This window comes from Vreelandella piezotolerans (genome assembly GCF_012427705.1).
GTDB lineage: Bacteria > Pseudomonadota > Gammaproteobacteria > Pseudomonadales > Halomonadaceae > Vreelandella > Vreelandella piezotolerans.
The window spans coordinates 683,373-697,849 of sequence record NZ_CP048602.1 but is presented as its reverse complement, the minus strand read 5'-3'; the positions used below and the strand labels follow the sequence as shown (position 1 = coordinate 697,849).

The window sequence follows — 14,477 nt, the reverse complement described above, 5'->3', positions numbered from 1 at the left end:
CACCACTCACCCATCACACACAACGCCATCGCGCCGCCAATGACTAGAAGTGCGGCGCCAACTGCTTGATGAGCGCCTTGTACAGGCGCGGGCCTGCCGCCATGAGCTGACCTTCGACATCCACGGATGGCTTGCCGTCCGGGGTGCCCATGAGGGCGCCCGCTTCTTTCAGCAGCAGTGTGCCGACCTGCATGTCCTGCTCTTCCAGGCCCAGCACGAAGACGCTATCGACGCGGCCAGCGGCCAGCTCGCACATGTCCAGCAGGCCGCTACCCGTGGCCAGCAGCGACTCCACCTGCGGGGCGAGCTGCTGGGTAATGGTCAAGTAAGCGGGTAAGTGGCTCGGGCGCAGCCAGGCTTCCGGCAGGCTCATCGCCATGCGCGTTGCAGGGATCGAGGTCGGTTTGCTCACACGCATCCGTTTGTCGTTGTGTTGAGCACCGCGGCCACGGCTGGCGATGTATTCATCGTCGCCAAAAGGAGAGATCACCACCGCGTGTTCGGGGCGACCTTTGACAAGACACACCACTGAGAGTGCAAAGCCCTTACCGGCCACGGCTAGGTTAGAGTAGCCGTGCAGCGGTTCGATTTTCCAAACGATCTCTTCACCTTCGCCTTCCCCCGCTTTATGGGGGGTGTAGCGGCCGGAGAAGCCATGCTGCGGATAACCGCGCTGCAGCTGTTGAACGATGGTCGCCTCGGCCTTGCGCGCCGTATCTTCTAACAATCTGTCGAGATTGAATTCTTCATGGGCGTTTTCGATGCGTTCGCGGACGCGTAAAAAGTGCTCAACGGCGCTACGCGCAGCGCGCAGCGTAAATTGGACCATCGGATTCATGATCGGGCCTTGTCACAGTGATGTTAAAGAACGGGGCAGGCGCCATGCGCCTTATGGCGGGCAATTCTAACAGAGCCCCCTCGGGCATGCCATCGACTCGTGCTAGACTGCGCGTTTTAGCCATTTTAACCGGGCCTACTATGCTTGAGCGCATCCGAATCGTTCTAATTGGTACCAGCCACCCTGGCAATATTGGCGGCGTCGCACGCGCTATGCATAACATGGGGCTGGCGGATCTCGCCCTGGTCGCGCCGCGCTGCGATGTGGTCACCCAAGACAGCATCTCACGCGCCTCTGGTGCGGACCACTTGTTGCATCAAGCCACGGTACACGCCACGCTCGAAGACGCGGTGGCCGACTGCACCCTGGCCGTGGGCGCCAGCGCACGCTCGCGCACGCTACCTTGGCCCATGATCTCTCCACGGGCGCTTGCCGAGCGCCTGCCGGGCGAGTGCCAGGCCGACAACGCCCGCGTGGCGCTGGTGTTTGGTCGTGAAGATAGTGGACTGACCAATGCCGAGCTGCAGCGCTGTCATGCCCACGTGCATATTCCCACCAACGCTGATTTCAGCTCGCTCAACCTCGCTGCGGCCGTTCAAGTGGTGGCTTACGAGTGCCGCATGGCGTGGCTTGGCCAATCCGAGGCCCCCGCAATGGCCGATGACAAGGACGAGCTGGCGACCCACGAGGAGCTCGAGCGTTACTTCGAACACCTGGAGCGCACGCTGATCGCTATCGAGTTCCACGACCCTGCACAGCCACGCCAACTCATGGCACGCCTGCGCCGCCTCTATTTACGGTCACGACCGGAAAAGATGGAAATGAACATCCTGCGCGGCATTCTGTCGGCCACTGAGAAAGCCGCCCAGCCACACGTAGAGAAGTAGGATGACAAGGCTAGACACGCGCGCCAGTCAAACGGCGATGACCTAAACTTGAAGTGGTGCTCACGCGCCCCAACATCGCACTGTCGACTGTCGCTGTGCGCTAATGACACGCCAACACCGACGTGCTGCCGCCCTCACCGCCCAAGGATCACCCATGTTTCAACGCCTGCGTGAAGACATCAATAGCGTTTTCGACCGCGACCCTGCGGCACGTAACTTTCTTGAGGTGCTGACCAACTACCCTGGCCTGCACGCCCTGCTGCTGCACCGCTGCAGCCATTGGCTATGGCAAAAGAACTTCAAATGGTTGGCACGGACGCTATCGACCTTTTCCCGCTGGCTGACCGGCATCGAAATCCATCCGGGCGCGTCCATCGGGCGACGCTTTTTCATCGACCACGGCATGGGGGTCGTGATTGGCGAAACCGCCCGCGTCGGCGATAACGTGACGCTCTACCAAGGCGTGACGCTGGGCGGCACGAGCTGGAACAAAGGCAAGCGTCACCCCACTCTGGAAGACGGTGTCATCGTCGGTGCCGGCGCCAAAATACTGGGGCCGTTTACCGTAGGAGCCGGTGCCAAGATCGGCTCGAATGCCGTGGTCACCAAAGAAGTGCCGGCGGGGGCAACCGTCGTGGGTATTCCTGGCAAAATCGTCAAGCGCGCGGATCCGGACGTAGAGGAGGCACTGGACATCGATCCCGCCCGCCGCGAAGCCATCTGCCAGAAATTTGGCTTCGATGCTTACGGCGTCAGCCAAGACATGCCCGACCCAGTGGCACGTTCGATGCAGGCGATGCTCGATCATATGCACGCCGTGGACGAGCGTATCGAGCGCATGTGCTCCACGCTGCGCAAGCTGGACGCTAACTACCGTGACGGCCAGTTGCCAGCCCTGCGGGACGAAGACTTTGCCGAGATTCTGGAGGAGAACGATACTGGCTGCCCTGGCTTGCGTCGCACCCCCCAGGAGCGTAGCGACGAGGCGGCCAAGAGCAGCACGACGCGCAATAGTTGACCAAAGCACTCAGGATTTCCATAATGGCGCAACATTTGCTGCCAGCGCGCTGAACGTTCAGCGACGAGGTACCTGCCATGCGCTTGACCACGAAAGGCCGTTACGCCGTTACCGCCATGCTGGATTTGGCGATCAACGCTCCAAGCGGCCCCACCAGCCTGGGCGATATTTCCCAGCGCCAGGAGATTTCCCTCTCCTACCTAGAGCAGCTGTTTGCCAGACTGCGTCGGGCAGGGCTGGTCAGCAGCGTACGCGGACCGGGGGGCGGCTATCTCTTGGCTAGAGCGCCCGAGGCGATCAGCGTGTCTCAGGTGATCGATGCGGTCAATGAAACCGTCGACGCGACGCGCTGTCAGGGGCTTTCCGACTGCCAGCAGGGCGATACCTGCTTGACCCACCATTTGTGGTGCGAGCTGTCAGGGCAAATTCGCAGTTTCCTCGACGATATTACCCTGGCGCAGTTGATACAGCGTCCAGATGTCATTCGTATTGCAACCCGGCAACAGCAGCGGGTCGAGGCTGGCATCCTCGCCTCCTCACCTTGAAAGCCTTTATTTCACGCTGGAACCCATGACGATGACTGCTACCCCTTCGCTGCCCATTTATCTCGATTATGCCGCCACGACGCCGGTCGATGAGCGCGTGGCCGAGGTCATGCAGCGCTACCTCACCGTCGATCAACTGTTCGCCAACCCCGCCTCGCGTAGTCATATGCTAGGTTGGCAAGCCGAACAGGTGGTTGAACAGGCGCGGCGTCAAGTGGCCGACATGATCGGCGCCGACCCGCGTGAGATCGTCTGGACCAGTGGTGCCACCGAAGCCAACAACCTCGCACTCATCGGCTTCATGCGCGCCAACCGCGAGCGAGGCATGCACCTCGTCACCTCGTGCATCGAGCATAAAGCGGTGGTAGATACCGCCAAGGCCCTTGAAAGCGAAGGCTTCGAAGTCACTTGGCTCACGCCTGGCCATGACGGTCGGGTCACGCCCGAGCAACTGCGCGCCGCCATGCGAGATGATACGGCGCTGGTATCGCTGATGGCGGTGAATAATGAATTGGGCAGCATCCATGATATCGCTGCTCTGGCAGAGGTCGCCCATGACTTCGGCGCGGCGTTTCATAGCGATGCTGCGCAGGCGGTGGGTCGGATTCCGCTCGACGTGGTCGGCCAGCATATCGATTTACTGTCGCTTTCTGGCCATAAGGCCTACGGCCCCAAAGGCGTCGGTGCACTGTACGTGAAGCGCCACCCAGACATTCGCCTCGAAGCCCTGATTCATGGCGGCGGGCATGAGCGCGGCATGCGTTCCGGCACGCTGCCCACCCATCAGATCGCCGGGATGGGGGAAGCCTTTGCCATCATGCAGCAGCAACAGGGCGAGGACCAAACGCGCATTGCGGCGTTACGCGAGCGTTTGTTGAGCGGCTTGGCCGACCTAGAGGGCGTCGTTTCCAACTCACCGCTGGAACACGTCGTCCCTAACATACTCAACCTGGCCTTCGAGGGCGTGGATGGCGAGGCCCTGTTGATGGCGCTGCGAGACGTAGCGGTATCCACCGGCTCGGCCTGCAACTCGGCCAGCGTCGATCCCTCTTACGTCCTGTTGGGTATTGGTACGCCCCGTCGGCTGGCACTGTCGTCGCTACGACTCAGTATTGGGCGCTTTACCCAAGAGGCCGAGATCGATCACGCCGCCACCCTACTGCGCCACGCGGTGAGCGGCTTACGTGCCAACGCGCGCTAGACGGCTGACGCACGGCTAACGATTTCTCAAAGGAGAACGCTCCATGGCAACACTGAACATTACGCCCGCAGCGGCAGAACAGATTCACCGAGTGCTGGACGAGCGAGGCCAAGGCTTGGGCCTTCGCGTATCGGTCAAACCCAGCGGCTGCTCTGGCTACAGCTACGTACTTGATTTTGCCGATGAAGCCCAAGCAGATGACGTTCGGTTCGAGGCACATGGTGCCAGCGTGTATGTCGCTCCCGAGGCGCTCGAAATGCTCGACGGCAGCGAAGTGGACTACGTCAACGAAGGCTTGAACCGCTTTTTCCGCTTCAACAACCCCAATGTCAAAGATCAGTGCGGCTGCGGTGAAAGCTTCACGGTCTAAGCCGCACGTTAAAGACCTAGCGTATATCACCGGTATTCATCCCCACCGGGAGGCGCTATAATCGCGGCCACTCGGCAGCCGGTGAAGTAGGCGGCATTGGCCGACCCTTTTTTCCTGCGCCGCCTCGGCTTTCCGAGGCGGCAATTTCTGCTTTATCCCTTTTGAGGAGATTTCTGCATGGCGACTGAACGTACTCTTTCCATCATCAAGCCCGATGCCGTTGCTAAAAATGCCATTGGCGACATCATCGCGCGCTTCGAAAAAGCCGGCCTGAAGGTCGTTGCCGCCAAAATGATGCACCTCTCCGAAGAGAAGGCTGGTGGCTTCTACGCCGAGCACAAAGAGCGCCCCTTCTTCAAAGACCTGGTCGGCTTCATGACCTCCGGTCCGGTCGTGGTACAGGTATTGGAAGGTGAAGGCGCCATTGCCAAAAACCGTGAGTTGATGGGCGCCACCAACCCGAAAGAAGCGGCTCCAGGCACCATCCGTGCCGACTTTGCGGAAACAATTGACGCCAACGCTGTCCATGGCTCTGATTCTCCGGAAAGCGCCGAGCGCGAAATTAGCTACTTCTTCGGTAACGACGAAATCTGCCCGCGCTAAATCAAGCGCTGCCGTTTCAACCTTCGTTGCCGGCCATTTTTGCGGGGGCTTTGCCCCCGCCTCTTCCTGAACGCTGACCGCCATGACCACCACCGTAGCTCAACACACGCCTGCCACTCGTACGACGCCGGACAACACCACGGCCGAACACCCAGCACCCGCTCGCCAGAACCTACTGGGACTCTCCCGCGAGCAGATGGAAGCGTTCTTTTTGTCGATCGGCGAAAAGAAATTTCGCGCCACGCAGGTCATGAAATGGATGCATCAGGAGGGCATCGACGACTTTACGGCGATGACCAACCTGTCGAAGGCCCTGCGCGACAAGCTCTCCCAGGTGGCCGAAATCCGCGGTCCAGGCGTCGTCTACGAAGGCACGTCTAGCGACGGCACGCGTAAATGGGTGTTAGAGGTAGAAGATGGCAGCTACGTCGAGACGGTGCTCATTCCTGCCGAAAACGGTAAGCGCCGCACGCTATGCGTCTCTTCCCAGGTGGGCTGCTCACTGGACTGCAGCTTCTGCTCGACCGGTAAACAGGGCTTTCAGCGTAATTTGACCGCCGCCGAGATCATCGGCCAAGTGTGGGTCGCCCAACGCAGCGTTGGCCCACGCCGTGATACCGCCAATCGCCCGGTGACCAACGTGGTCATGATGGGCATGGGCGAACCGCTGCTCAATTTCGATAACGTCGTGCCAGCCATGAAGCTGATGCTCGACGATAACGGTTACGGACTCTCCAAGCGCCGCGTCACGCTCTCCACTTCCGGCGTGGTGCCGATGATGGACAAACTGGGCGACGAACTGGATGTGAGCCTTGCCATCTCGCTACACGCCTCCACCGATGAGCTGCGCAACGAGCTGGTGCCGATCAACCGTAAGTACAACATACGTGCGCTGCTGGACGCCTGCCACCGCTACCTGGCCAAGTGCCCCGATAATCGTCAGGTCACCATCGAATACACGTTGATCAAAGACGTCAACGATCAGCAGGAACACGCTGAACAGCTCGCGGCACTGCTCAAGGAGCTGCCGTGCAAGATCAACCTGATTCCGTTCAACCCGTTCCCTCATTCAGGGTACGAGAAGCCGTCACGCAACCAAGTGATGCGCTTTCAACAGTGGCTCTACGATTTGGAGTACAACGCCACCGTACGAACCACCCGAGGCGATGATATCGACGCCGCCTGTGGCCAGCTGGTGGGCCGCGTGAAGGATCGTACCAAGCGCAGCGCACGCTACATTCAGTCTGTACAGCTCGACGCTGACTGACCGCTGTCGTCTTGACTTCCAACCGACACAGCGCTTTGATGGACACGTTTTTTGCCGGGCGCTTGGCAATCGCCCGCTGTATGGCAATGGTTCAACCCGACACAAGAGGGCGTAGATGATCGGTCACCGCAGGCGCATTATTTCCATCAGGATGCCCATGCTGTCCGTGCTTGCTGGCAGCCTGCTGCTAGCGGGTTGCGCCACCTCTGGTCAGGCCGTTCGCAGCGATGCCAATCCCGCTGCGGTAGAGGCGTATACCCAGCTTGGCGTCGCCTACTTAGAGCGTGATAACCTGACACGTGCCCTGAATGCCCTCGACCGCGCTTTGGAGCTAAACCCACGTCATCCCGAGGCACTTCAAGCCCTTGCGCTGGTCTACCAGCAGCAGGGAGAGAGCGAGCTTGCCAACCGTTATTTCGAACAAGCGCTAGATGCCGAGCCATCGTTCACCCGCGCACGTAACAACTACGCCGCGTTTTTGTACCAGCAGGAACAGTTTCCACAAGCCTGCGAACAGTTAGAAAGGGCATCCCAAGATGCCCAGTACGCCAATCGCGCCCAGCTATTCACCAACTTAGGGCAGTGCTATTTGGCCATCGACGAATTGGATAAGGCGCGCGAACGTTTGCAGCGCGCGCAAAGCATCGACCCGCGCAACCCCCGCGGGTATTTAATGTTAGCCGAACTCGAAATTTCACAGGGCAATTATGATCAGGCCTGGGCGCCGCTGCAGAACTACTTGCAGCTGGCAGGCCCCGACCCAGCAGCACTGGAACTGGCGATCGATGTCGCCCTCGCCCGCGGTGACGACGCCGCGGCCACCGACTACCAGCGCTTGCTCAACCGCTGATCAACGCTCTGATCACCACATTATTGAAGGATGCTCAGCCATGAGCGACACACAGTTACACGATAGCGTTACTCCAGCCCCCAGCACAGCAACCCCTGGTGAGTTGCTCTCGCGTCAACGCGAATCGCTTGGTGTTCCGTTAGCGGATGCCGCCCGCGCCCTCAACCTGCGCCCCGCCGTGGTGGATGGCCTAGAGCGCGATCACTACGAAGAGATTCCCGTCGCCGCCTATCGTCGCGGCTACCTTCGCGCCTATGCCAAATACCTGGGCATGGACGACCGCATGGTGCTCGACGCTTACCAAGCGCGCCATGGCACCAGCGATGCCGATCGCAAAGTAGCGCCAGTTGCCGTCACCAAGCCCCCCTCCAAGGTAGGTGCCTGGCTTTTCAAATTGGTCACCCTGTTGGTGATTGCGGGGTTGATTGCCGTGACGGTCGCTTGGTGGCAGAGCCGCGGCGGCAGCGAGCCGCCGAGCATTGGTACCTCTTCCACGATGGAAGATAACGAAGCGCCGATCAGCGAGCCAGCCCCCGAGCCCACGCCAGTCGCCACGCCGGTGATCACGCCCGAGCCTGCCGTCACGCAAGAGCCGACTAACGACACCGCTAGCGATGCCTCGCCTGACAGCGATCTCAGCGATGCGGCCACCGCACCGTTGGCGAGCAATGACGAGCCCGCACAGGCAAGCGATGAAACGCCTGCCGACCAAACGGCCGAGACCGAGGCCGCCGTCGAAGCCACCAACGCGCCTGAGGAAACCGTGGCCGAGGCGGCTCCCGCCGCCAACCCTAACCTGCTCGAACTGACGTTCAACGAGCAATCCTGGACCGAGATTTTCGATGCCAACAACCAGCGCGTGTTCGTCGGCCTGCAAAACCCCGGCACCACCGCCAGCGTTGAGGGCGAACCGCCTTTTCGTTTAACCGTTGGCAACGCCACTGGCGTGGAGCTGCGTTACCAAGGTGAGTTAGTCGACCTTGCCGAGCGCGCCGGTGCCAATAACGTTGCCCGCTTTACCCTGGGAGAGTGACCCGTCTTATGCACGCCCCTTCTCCGATCAAACGCCGCCCGTCACGCCAAATTCACGTTGGCAACGTCGCGGTGGGCGGTGATGCACCGATTTCAGTGCAAAGCATGACCAACACCAACACGCTGGACGTCGAGGCCACTGTCGGACAGATCCAGCAATTGGAAAAAGCCGGGGCGGATATCGTCCGCGTCTCGGTGCCCGATATGGATGCCGCAGAGGCCTTCGGCAAGATCAAGCAGCGCGTGGCCGTGCCGTTGGTGGCCGATATCCACTTCGATTACAAGATCGCGCTACGGGTCGCCGAGCTGGGCGTGGACTGTCTGCGCATCAACCCCGGCAATATTGGCCGGGAAGACCGCGTGCGCGCGGTGGTGAGCGCCGCCCGAGACCACGGCATTCCGATCCGTATCGGCGTGAACGCGGGGTCGCTGGAGAAAGACCTGCAAAAGAAGTATGGCGAACCCACGCCTGCGGCGCTGGTCGAGTCGGCGATGCGCCATATCGACCACCTGGATCGTCTCGATTTCCAAGAATTCAAAGTCAGCGTCAAAGCATCGGACGTGTTCATGGCCGTGGCCGCCTATCGCGACCTGGCAAACCGCATCGAGCAGCCGCTGCACCTGGGCATTACCGAAGCGGGCGGCCTGCGCTCGGGCACGGTGAAATCGTCCATTGGCCTGGGCATGCTGCTGATGGACGGTATCGGCGACACGATTCGCGTCTCGCTGGCCGCCGACCCGGTAGAAGAGATCAAGGTCGGGTTCGACATGCTCAAGAGCCTGAAGTTGCGCGCCAAGGGAATCAACTTCATTGCTTGCCCGAGCTGCTCGCGGCAGAACTTTGACGTCATCAGCACCATGAACCAGCTCGAAGAGCGGCTTGAAGACGTGATGACACCGCTGGACGTCTCGGTGATTGGCTGTGTGGTCAACGGCCCTGGCGAAGCCAAGGAGACCGATATCGGCCTCACCGGCGGCTCGCCTGCCAATTTGGTCTATATCGATGGCAAGCCGGCGAGCAAGCTGCGCAATGACCACCTCGTCGAAGATCTGGAAAAGCTGATTCGCGATAAAGTGCGTCAAAAAGAGCAGCAGCAAGAGAACATGATTGCGCGCAGCGTTTAACGCCCGTGTCGCAGGCCTAGGCGATGTCGACGCCCGCCTCGTCCGCTGCCGCCCCATAAGGAGTTTTCATTGAGCAAGTCCGCCGCTAAAAAGATTCAAGCCATCCGTGGTATGAACGACCTATTGCCCAGCGATAGCCCTCGCTGGCAATTTTTTGAGGGCAAAGTACGCCAACTGATGCACCGCTATGGTTTCGATGAAATTCGCACACCCATCGTCGAGCAAACGGCGCTGTTTGCCCGCTCGATCGGTGAAGTCACCGATATCGTCGAAAAAGAGATGTACACCTTCGACGACCGCAACGGTGACAGCCTGACACTGCGTCCCGAAGGCACCGCCAGCTGCGTACGGGCGGCCATGGAGCACGGCTTGCTGCATAACCAAACCCAGCGGCTTTGGTACCAGGGGCCGATGTTTCGTCACGAGCGGCCCCAAAAAGGGCGCTACCGACAGTTCCACCAAGTGGGCGTGGAGACATACGGCTTCGAGGGCCCTGACATCGATGCCGAAGTCATCCTGCTCTCGGCGCGCCTATGGCAAGAGCTCGGCTTGATGGAGCACGTCACCCTGGAGCTGAACTCGCTAGGCTCCGCCGAGGCGCGGGCGGCCTACCGCGATAAGCTCGTGGCCTATTTCGAGCAGCACCAAAACATACTCGACGAGGACTCCAAACGCCGCCTGACCAGCAACCCGCTGCGCATTCTGGACTCCAAAAACCCGGACATGGCCGACATGCTCGATGCGGCCCCGCAGCTGATGGACCATCTGGACGACGAGTCCCGCACGCATTTCGAGCAGCTCAAGGCGATGCTGGAGGCTGCCGGTATACCGTACGTGGTCAACCCGCGCTTGGTGCGCGGCCTGGACTACTACTGCCGCACGGTGTTCGAGTGGACGACCGCCGCGTTGGGCAGCCAAGGCACCGTGTGCGCTGGCGGCCGCTACGATGGCTTGGTCGAGCAGCTTGGTGGCAAACCCACGCCGGCCGTGGGCTTTGCCATGGGCATCGAGCGCCTAGTGCTGCTGCTGGAAACGCTCGACCTGGTGCCCGATGAGGCCATGGGCGGCTGCGACGTCTATCTGATGCCGATGGACGACAGCGCTAGTGTGGCCGCCCTGACACTCGCCGAGCAGCTGCGTAGCGCGCTGCCCACCCTGCGTCTGCAGCTGCACTGTGGCGGCGGCAGCTTCAAAAGCCGCATGAAAAAAGCCGACAAGAGCGCCGCGCCGGTGGCGATTTTGCTGGGCGAAGACGAGCTTGCCCACCAAACCGCCACACTGAAGTATTTGCGCGATGATCGCGAGCAGCAGCAAGTGGCCCAAGCCGAGCTGGCCGACGCGCTTCGCGAGATACTGTCGTCGAACGTACCGTCTCACTAACGTAACTGCCCAGCACGGTTTGGGCAGATGAACATCGTTGGCCGCAGCAGCGGTTGACCCATGGAACAGGAGGCCGCCCGTGGCGGAGCTGAGAAGCGAAGAAGAGCAGCTAGAAGTCGTCAAACGCTGGTGGAAAGAGAACGGAACCTCGCTGATCGCTGGTGCCGTACTCGCGGCGGCGGGTGTCTTTGGGTGGAACGCATGGCAAAACTACCAAGAAGGTAAAGCGGAAGCCGCCTCTGCCCGTTATCAGCAGCTCATCAATATGACGGCTGGCACGACCTTGGAAGACGACCAGCTTAGCGAAGCACAGACGCTGATCGATGAGCTCACCGACGACTACGGCAACACGCTGTATGCCGAACTGGCACAGCTCTTGGAGGCTCGTCTTGCCGTCGAGCAAGACGATCTGTCCACGGCCAAGCAGGCACTGCAAGACGTCGCCAGCCACTCATCGCGCCGCTATGTGCAAAGCGTGGCGTGGCTGCGCCTAGCGCGCATCGAGGTCGCGCAGGGCAATCCAGAAGCCGCGCTCGCGCTGCTCGACCAGCCCATTTCCGATGCACTGGCGGCTCAACAAGCCAATGTGCGGGGCGATGCGTTCTTCGCACAGAACCAGCCCGAGCAAGCGCGCGAAGCGTGGCAAACTGCGCAGTCCATCGCCCAAAACCAGAACCAGCCGCTGTACGGCGTACAGTTCAAGCTCGACGATCTCGGCGCCGAGGAGGCGACACAGTGATGACGACTCACCCGTCTAAACCGCTCTTTTCCAAACATCTGATGCGCACCACCCTGGGAGCCCTCGCGCTAGCGCTGCTAGCGGGTTGTGCCAGCAAAGGCCAACCTGCCTTTACTCCCAAAGAGCTGCGTAGCTTCGATGAAACCTCGTCGCTGAATAGCGTGTGGGACCGCCGCGTCGGCGATGGCTTTGGTCGTGCCCGCTACCCCATCGCCCCGTCGCGTGAAGGCAATACGCTCTTCGCAGCGGATGCCAACGGTTTGGTCGCCGCGTTCAATGCCGACAGCGGCGCGCGTGAGTGGGAAGTCGAGCTGGATAGCCCGATTTCCAGCGCGCTGAACGCCATTGCAGGTCACGTCTATCTCGGTACCCGCAACGGTGAGGTGATTGCCCTCGACCAACGCGACGGAAGCGTTACTTGGCGCTCGCGGGTCTCCAGCGAAGTGCTGGCGGCTCCGCAGGCCAATCAACAATTGTTGCTAGTTCAGAGCGTGGACGGCCAGATCACGGCCCTGGATCGCGCTAGCGGCGAAGAGCGCTGGGTGTATACCAGCTCGCAGCCTGCCTTGACGCTGCGTGGTACCGGCACGCCAATGGTCATCGACCCGGTTACCTTCGTGGGCCTAGCCAACGGGCGTCTGGCCACGCTCGATAACCGTAGCGGCCAAGCGCTATGGGATATGCAGATTGCCACCCCACGCGGACGTAGCGATGTCGAGCGACTGGTAGACCTAACGGGCCAGCCAGTGCTCAGTCCGGATGGCCGTCTGTTCGTGACTAGCTACAACGGCCGGGTTGCCGCACTGGAAGCCACCCGTGGCGGCATGCTATGGGAAACCAGCCTCTCCAGCCGCCATACACCGATTCTAGTCGGTAATGTCCTGTTCGTAGTCAGCGACGATAGCCATCTCGTGGCACTCGACGCCAATAGCGGCCAGGAGATGTGGCGTAACGACGATCTCGAAGACCGCTGGCTCACCGCTCCCGCCTTTGCCGATGGCCGTATCGTCGTGGGCGATTTCGAGGGCTATGTCCATCTGATCGACGCCCGCGATGGCAATCTGGTCGGCCGCACCCGAATCGATGATTCGGGCATCAGCGTGCGCCCGGTCACGGAAGGCAGCACCATTCATGTCCAGGCCAACAATGGTCGCCTGGAAACCCTGGAAGTCACTCCATGACACCCGTCATTGCATTAGTCGGTCGCCCCAATGTGGGTAAATCGACGCTGTTCAACCGTCTGACCCGCTCGCGCGATGCGCTAGTGGCAGACTTCCCTGGCCTGACCCGTGACCGTAAATACGGTAACGGCATGCTGGGTGGAAAGGCGTACACCGTCATCGATACCGGCGGTATCAGCGGTGACGAAGAAGGCATCGATGCTGCGATGGCCGAGCAGTCGCTGGCGGCCATCGACGAAGCCGATATCGTGCTGTTCCTGGTCGATGCCCGCGCCGGACTGAACGTCGCGGACGAAGCCATCGCCAATCATCTGCGCGTCAATCAGAAAAAAACCTGGCTGGTGGTCAACAAGACCGACGGTTTGGAAGAGCACTCGGCCATGGCCGACTTCTGGACGTTGGGTCTGGGCGATCCCTGGCCGATTGCGGCTGCCCATGGCCGCAACGTGTCACTGCTGATCGATACGGTGCTCGAGCCCTTCCCTGAGCGGGATGCTAGCATCCCGGCCGACACGGGAACCAAAGGTATTCGTATCGGGGTCATCGGCCGCCCGAACGTGGGCAAGTCGACGCTGGTCAACCGTCTGCTAGGCGAAGAGCGGGTGGTGGTGTTCGATGAAGCGGGCACCACCCGCGACGCCATCGAAATCCCCTTCGAGCGCAACGGAAAACCCTACGTGCTGATCGATACCGCAGGTATTCGGCGACGCAAGAACGTGCGTGAAATCGCTGAGAAGTTCTCGATCATTAAAACACTGGATGCGATCAAAGAGAGCCACGTGGCGGTGATGGTGCTGGATGCCCGCAGTGGTCTCGTCGAACAGGATCTGCACCTGCTGGATTACGTGCTCACCACGGGCCGTGCGCTGGTACTGGCCGTCAACAAGTGGGACGGCCTAGAGAGCGACGCCAAAGAGAAGATGCGCGCCGATATCAAGCGCCGTCTGGGCTTTGCTGATTACGCCGAGCTGCACTTCATTTCCGCGCTGCATGGCACGGCGGTGGGCGATCTCTACCCTTCCATCGAACGGGCGTTCAACGCTGCCAACGCGCACTGGTCGACCAACCGCCTTACAACGTTGCTGCAGGATGCGGTCAGCCAGCATCCGCCCCCCATGGTCAACGGCCGCCGCATCAAGCTGCGTATGGCGCACCAGGGCGGCAGCAATCCGCCGATCATCGTGGTACACGGCAACCAAACGTCGTCGCTGCCCGAAGCATACCGCCGCTACCTCACCAACACCTTCCGTAAAGTGTTGAAGGTGCGCGGTACGCCGATGCGCTTCGAGTTTCGTTCCGGCGACAACCCCTATGACCCTATGGCGGGGGCCAGCGACAAAGAGAAAGCCAAAAAGCGCGAGCTCAACCGTACCAAAGAGGCACGCAAAAGCCGCCGCTAAACGCGGCTTCGTGTCTTCACGCCCGCTGCTGTCGCAGCGGG

The 14,477-nt window shown here is 60.8% G+C and carries 15 protein-coding genes; 14 read left to right on the top strand and 1 reads right to left on the bottom strand.

Going from position 1 to position 14,477, the window contains the following annotated elements:
• Positions 1–43 precede the first annotated feature (43 nt).
• Positions 44–838 carry an inositol monophosphatase family protein gene (locus tag GYM47_RS03245; RefSeq protein ID WP_139525061.1) on the bottom strand — a complete coding sequence of 265 codons (795 nt, stop codon included), beginning with the start codon at positions 836–838 and terminating at the stop codon, positions 44–46.
• 140 nt (positions 839–978) lie between these two features.
• Between GYM47_RS03245 and GYM47_RS03240 the strand changes: the two genes are divergently transcribed.
• The 14 genes from GYM47_RS03240 to der all read left to right on the top strand — a co-directional run bounded on the left by GYM47_RS03240 (position 979) and on the right by der (position 14,436).
• A complete protein-coding gene (locus GYM47_RS03240) occupies positions 979–1,725 on the top strand; it encodes an RNA methyltransferase (RefSeq protein ID WP_153843984.1) in 747 nt (248 codons plus the stop codon).
• A gap of 103 nt (positions 1,726–1,828) precedes the next feature.
• Positions 1,829–2,743 carry a serine O-acetyltransferase gene (cysE, locus tag GYM47_RS03235; RefSeq protein WP_331250811.1) on the top strand — a complete coding sequence of 305 codons (915 nt, stop codon included), beginning with the start codon at positions 1,829–1,831 and terminating at the stop codon, positions 2,741–2,743.
• A 77-nt stretch (positions 2,744–2,820) separates the two neighbouring features.
• Positions 2,821–3,288, top strand: a complete 468-nt coding sequence (gene iscR / locus GYM47_RS03230; RefSeq protein WP_139525058.1) for a Fe-S cluster assembly transcriptional regulator IscR — start codon at positions 2,821–2,823, stop codon at positions 3,286–3,288.
• 31 nt (positions 3,289–3,319) lie between these two features.
• Positions 3,320–4,489 (top strand): aminotransferase class V-fold PLP-dependent enzyme, encoded by a 1,170-nt coding sequence (locus GYM47_RS03225; RefSeq protein WP_153843983.1) that lies wholly within the window; start codon positions 3,320–3,322, stop codon positions 4,487–4,489.
• 43 nt (positions 4,490–4,532) lie between these two features.
• Positions 4,533–4,859 (top strand): HesB/IscA family protein, encoded by a 327-nt coding sequence (locus GYM47_RS03220; protein ID WP_139525056.1) that lies wholly within the window; start codon positions 4,533–4,535, stop codon positions 4,857–4,859.
• A gap of 177 nt (positions 4,860–5,036) precedes the next feature.
• Positions 5,037–5,462, top strand: coding sequence for a nucleoside-diphosphate kinase (ndk, locus tag GYM47_RS03215; protein WP_153843982.1), 426 nt, complete (start codon positions 5,037–5,039; stop codon positions 5,460–5,462).
• 82 nt (positions 5,463–5,544) lie between these two features.
• Positions 5,545–6,729: a dual-specificity RNA methyltransferase RlmN gene (gene rlmN / locus GYM47_RS03210; protein WP_139525054.1), complete on the top strand. Its 1,185-nt coding sequence runs from the start codon at positions 5,545–5,547 to the stop codon at positions 6,727–6,729.
• A gap of 115 nt (positions 6,730–6,844) precedes the next feature.
• Positions 6,845–7,579, top strand: a complete 735-nt coding sequence (gene pilW / locus GYM47_RS03205; protein ID WP_139525053.1) for a type IV pilus biogenesis/stability protein PilW — start codon at positions 6,845–6,847, stop codon at positions 7,577–7,579.
• A 40-nt stretch (positions 7,580–7,619) separates the two neighbouring features.
• Positions 7,620–8,612, top strand: coding sequence for a RodZ domain-containing protein (locus GYM47_RS03200; protein WP_153843981.1), 993 nt, complete (start codon positions 7,620–7,622; stop codon positions 8,610–8,612).
• A gap of 8 nt (positions 8,613–8,620) precedes the next feature.
• Entirely contained in the window at positions 8,621–9,736 is a 1,116-nt protein-coding gene (gene ispG, locus GYM47_RS03195) for a flavodoxin-dependent (E)-4-hydroxy-3-methylbut-2-enyl-diphosphate synthase (RefSeq protein WP_153843980.1), read from the top strand.
• A 69-nt stretch (positions 9,737–9,805) separates the two neighbouring features.
• Complete coding sequence (hisS, locus tag GYM47_RS03190; protein WP_153843979.1) at positions 9,806–11,116, top strand: histidine--tRNA ligase; 1,311 nt, start codon at positions 9,806–9,808, stop codon at positions 11,114–11,116.
• Between the two features lie 79 nt (positions 11,117–11,195).
• Positions 11,196–11,855 carry a YfgM family protein gene (locus GYM47_RS03185; protein ID WP_153843978.1) on the top strand — a complete coding sequence of 220 codons (660 nt, stop codon included), beginning with the start codon at positions 11,196–11,198 and terminating at the stop codon, positions 11,853–11,855.
• Entirely contained in the window at positions 11,855–13,036 is a 1,182-nt protein-coding gene (gene bamB, locus GYM47_RS03180) for an outer membrane protein assembly factor BamB (protein ID WP_153843977.1), read from the top strand. The genes GYM47_RS03185 and bamB overlap by 1 nt, the downstream gene beginning before the upstream one ends.
• Positions 13,033–14,436, top strand: coding sequence for a ribosome biogenesis GTPase Der (gene der, locus GYM47_RS03175; protein ID WP_139525047.1), 1,404 nt, complete (start codon positions 13,033–13,035; stop codon positions 14,434–14,436). Before bamB ends, der begins: the two co-directional genes overlap by 4 nt.
• The last annotated feature ends 41 nt before the right edge of the window (positions 14,437–14,477 follow it).

Excerpts from the sequence above, each read along its gene's own strand:
- GYM47_RS03245 (WP_139525061.1), bottom strand. The coding sequence starts at position 838 with ATGAATCCGATGGTCCAATTTACGCTGCGCGCTGCGCGTAGCGCCGTT.
- GYM47_RS03240 (WP_153843984.1), top strand. The coding sequence starts at position 979 with ATGCTTGAGCGCATCCGAATCGTTCTAATTGGTACCAGCCACCCTGGC.
- cysE (WP_331250811.1), top strand. The coding sequence starts at position 1,829 with ATGACACGCCAACACCGACGTGCTGCCGCCCTCACCGCCCAAGGATCA.
- iscR (WP_139525058.1), top strand. The coding sequence starts at position 2,821 with ATGCGCTTGACCACGAAAGGCCGTTACGCCGTTACCGCCATGCTGGAT.
- GYM47_RS03225 (WP_153843983.1), top strand. The coding sequence starts at position 3,320 with ATGACTGCTACCCCTTCGCTGCCCATTTATCTCGATTATGCCGCCACG.
- GYM47_RS03220 (WP_139525056.1), top strand. The coding sequence starts at position 4,533 with ATGGCAACACTGAACATTACGCCCGCAGCGGCAGAACAGATTCACCGA.
- ndk (WP_153843982.1), top strand. The coding sequence starts at position 5,037 with ATGGCGACTGAACGTACTCTTTCCATCATCAAGCCCGATGCCGTTGCT.
- rlmN (WP_139525054.1), top strand. The coding sequence starts at position 5,545 with ATGACCACCACCGTAGCTCAACACACGCCTGCCACTCGTACGACGCCG.
- pilW (WP_139525053.1), top strand. The coding sequence starts at position 6,845 with ATGATCGGTCACCGCAGGCGCATTATTTCCATCAGGATGCCCATGCTG.
- GYM47_RS03200 (WP_153843981.1), top strand. The coding sequence starts at position 7,620 with ATGAGCGACACACAGTTACACGATAGCGTTACTCCAGCCCCCAGCACA.
- ispG (WP_153843980.1), top strand. The coding sequence starts at position 8,621 with ATGCACGCCCCTTCTCCGATCAAACGCCGCCCGTCACGCCAAATTCAC.
- bamB (WP_153843977.1), top strand. The coding sequence starts at position 11,855 with ATGACGACTCACCCGTCTAAACCGCTCTTTTCCAAACATCTGATGCGC.
- der (WP_139525047.1), top strand. The coding sequence starts at position 13,033 with ATGACACCCGTCATTGCATTAGTCGGTCGCCCCAATGTGGGTAAATCG.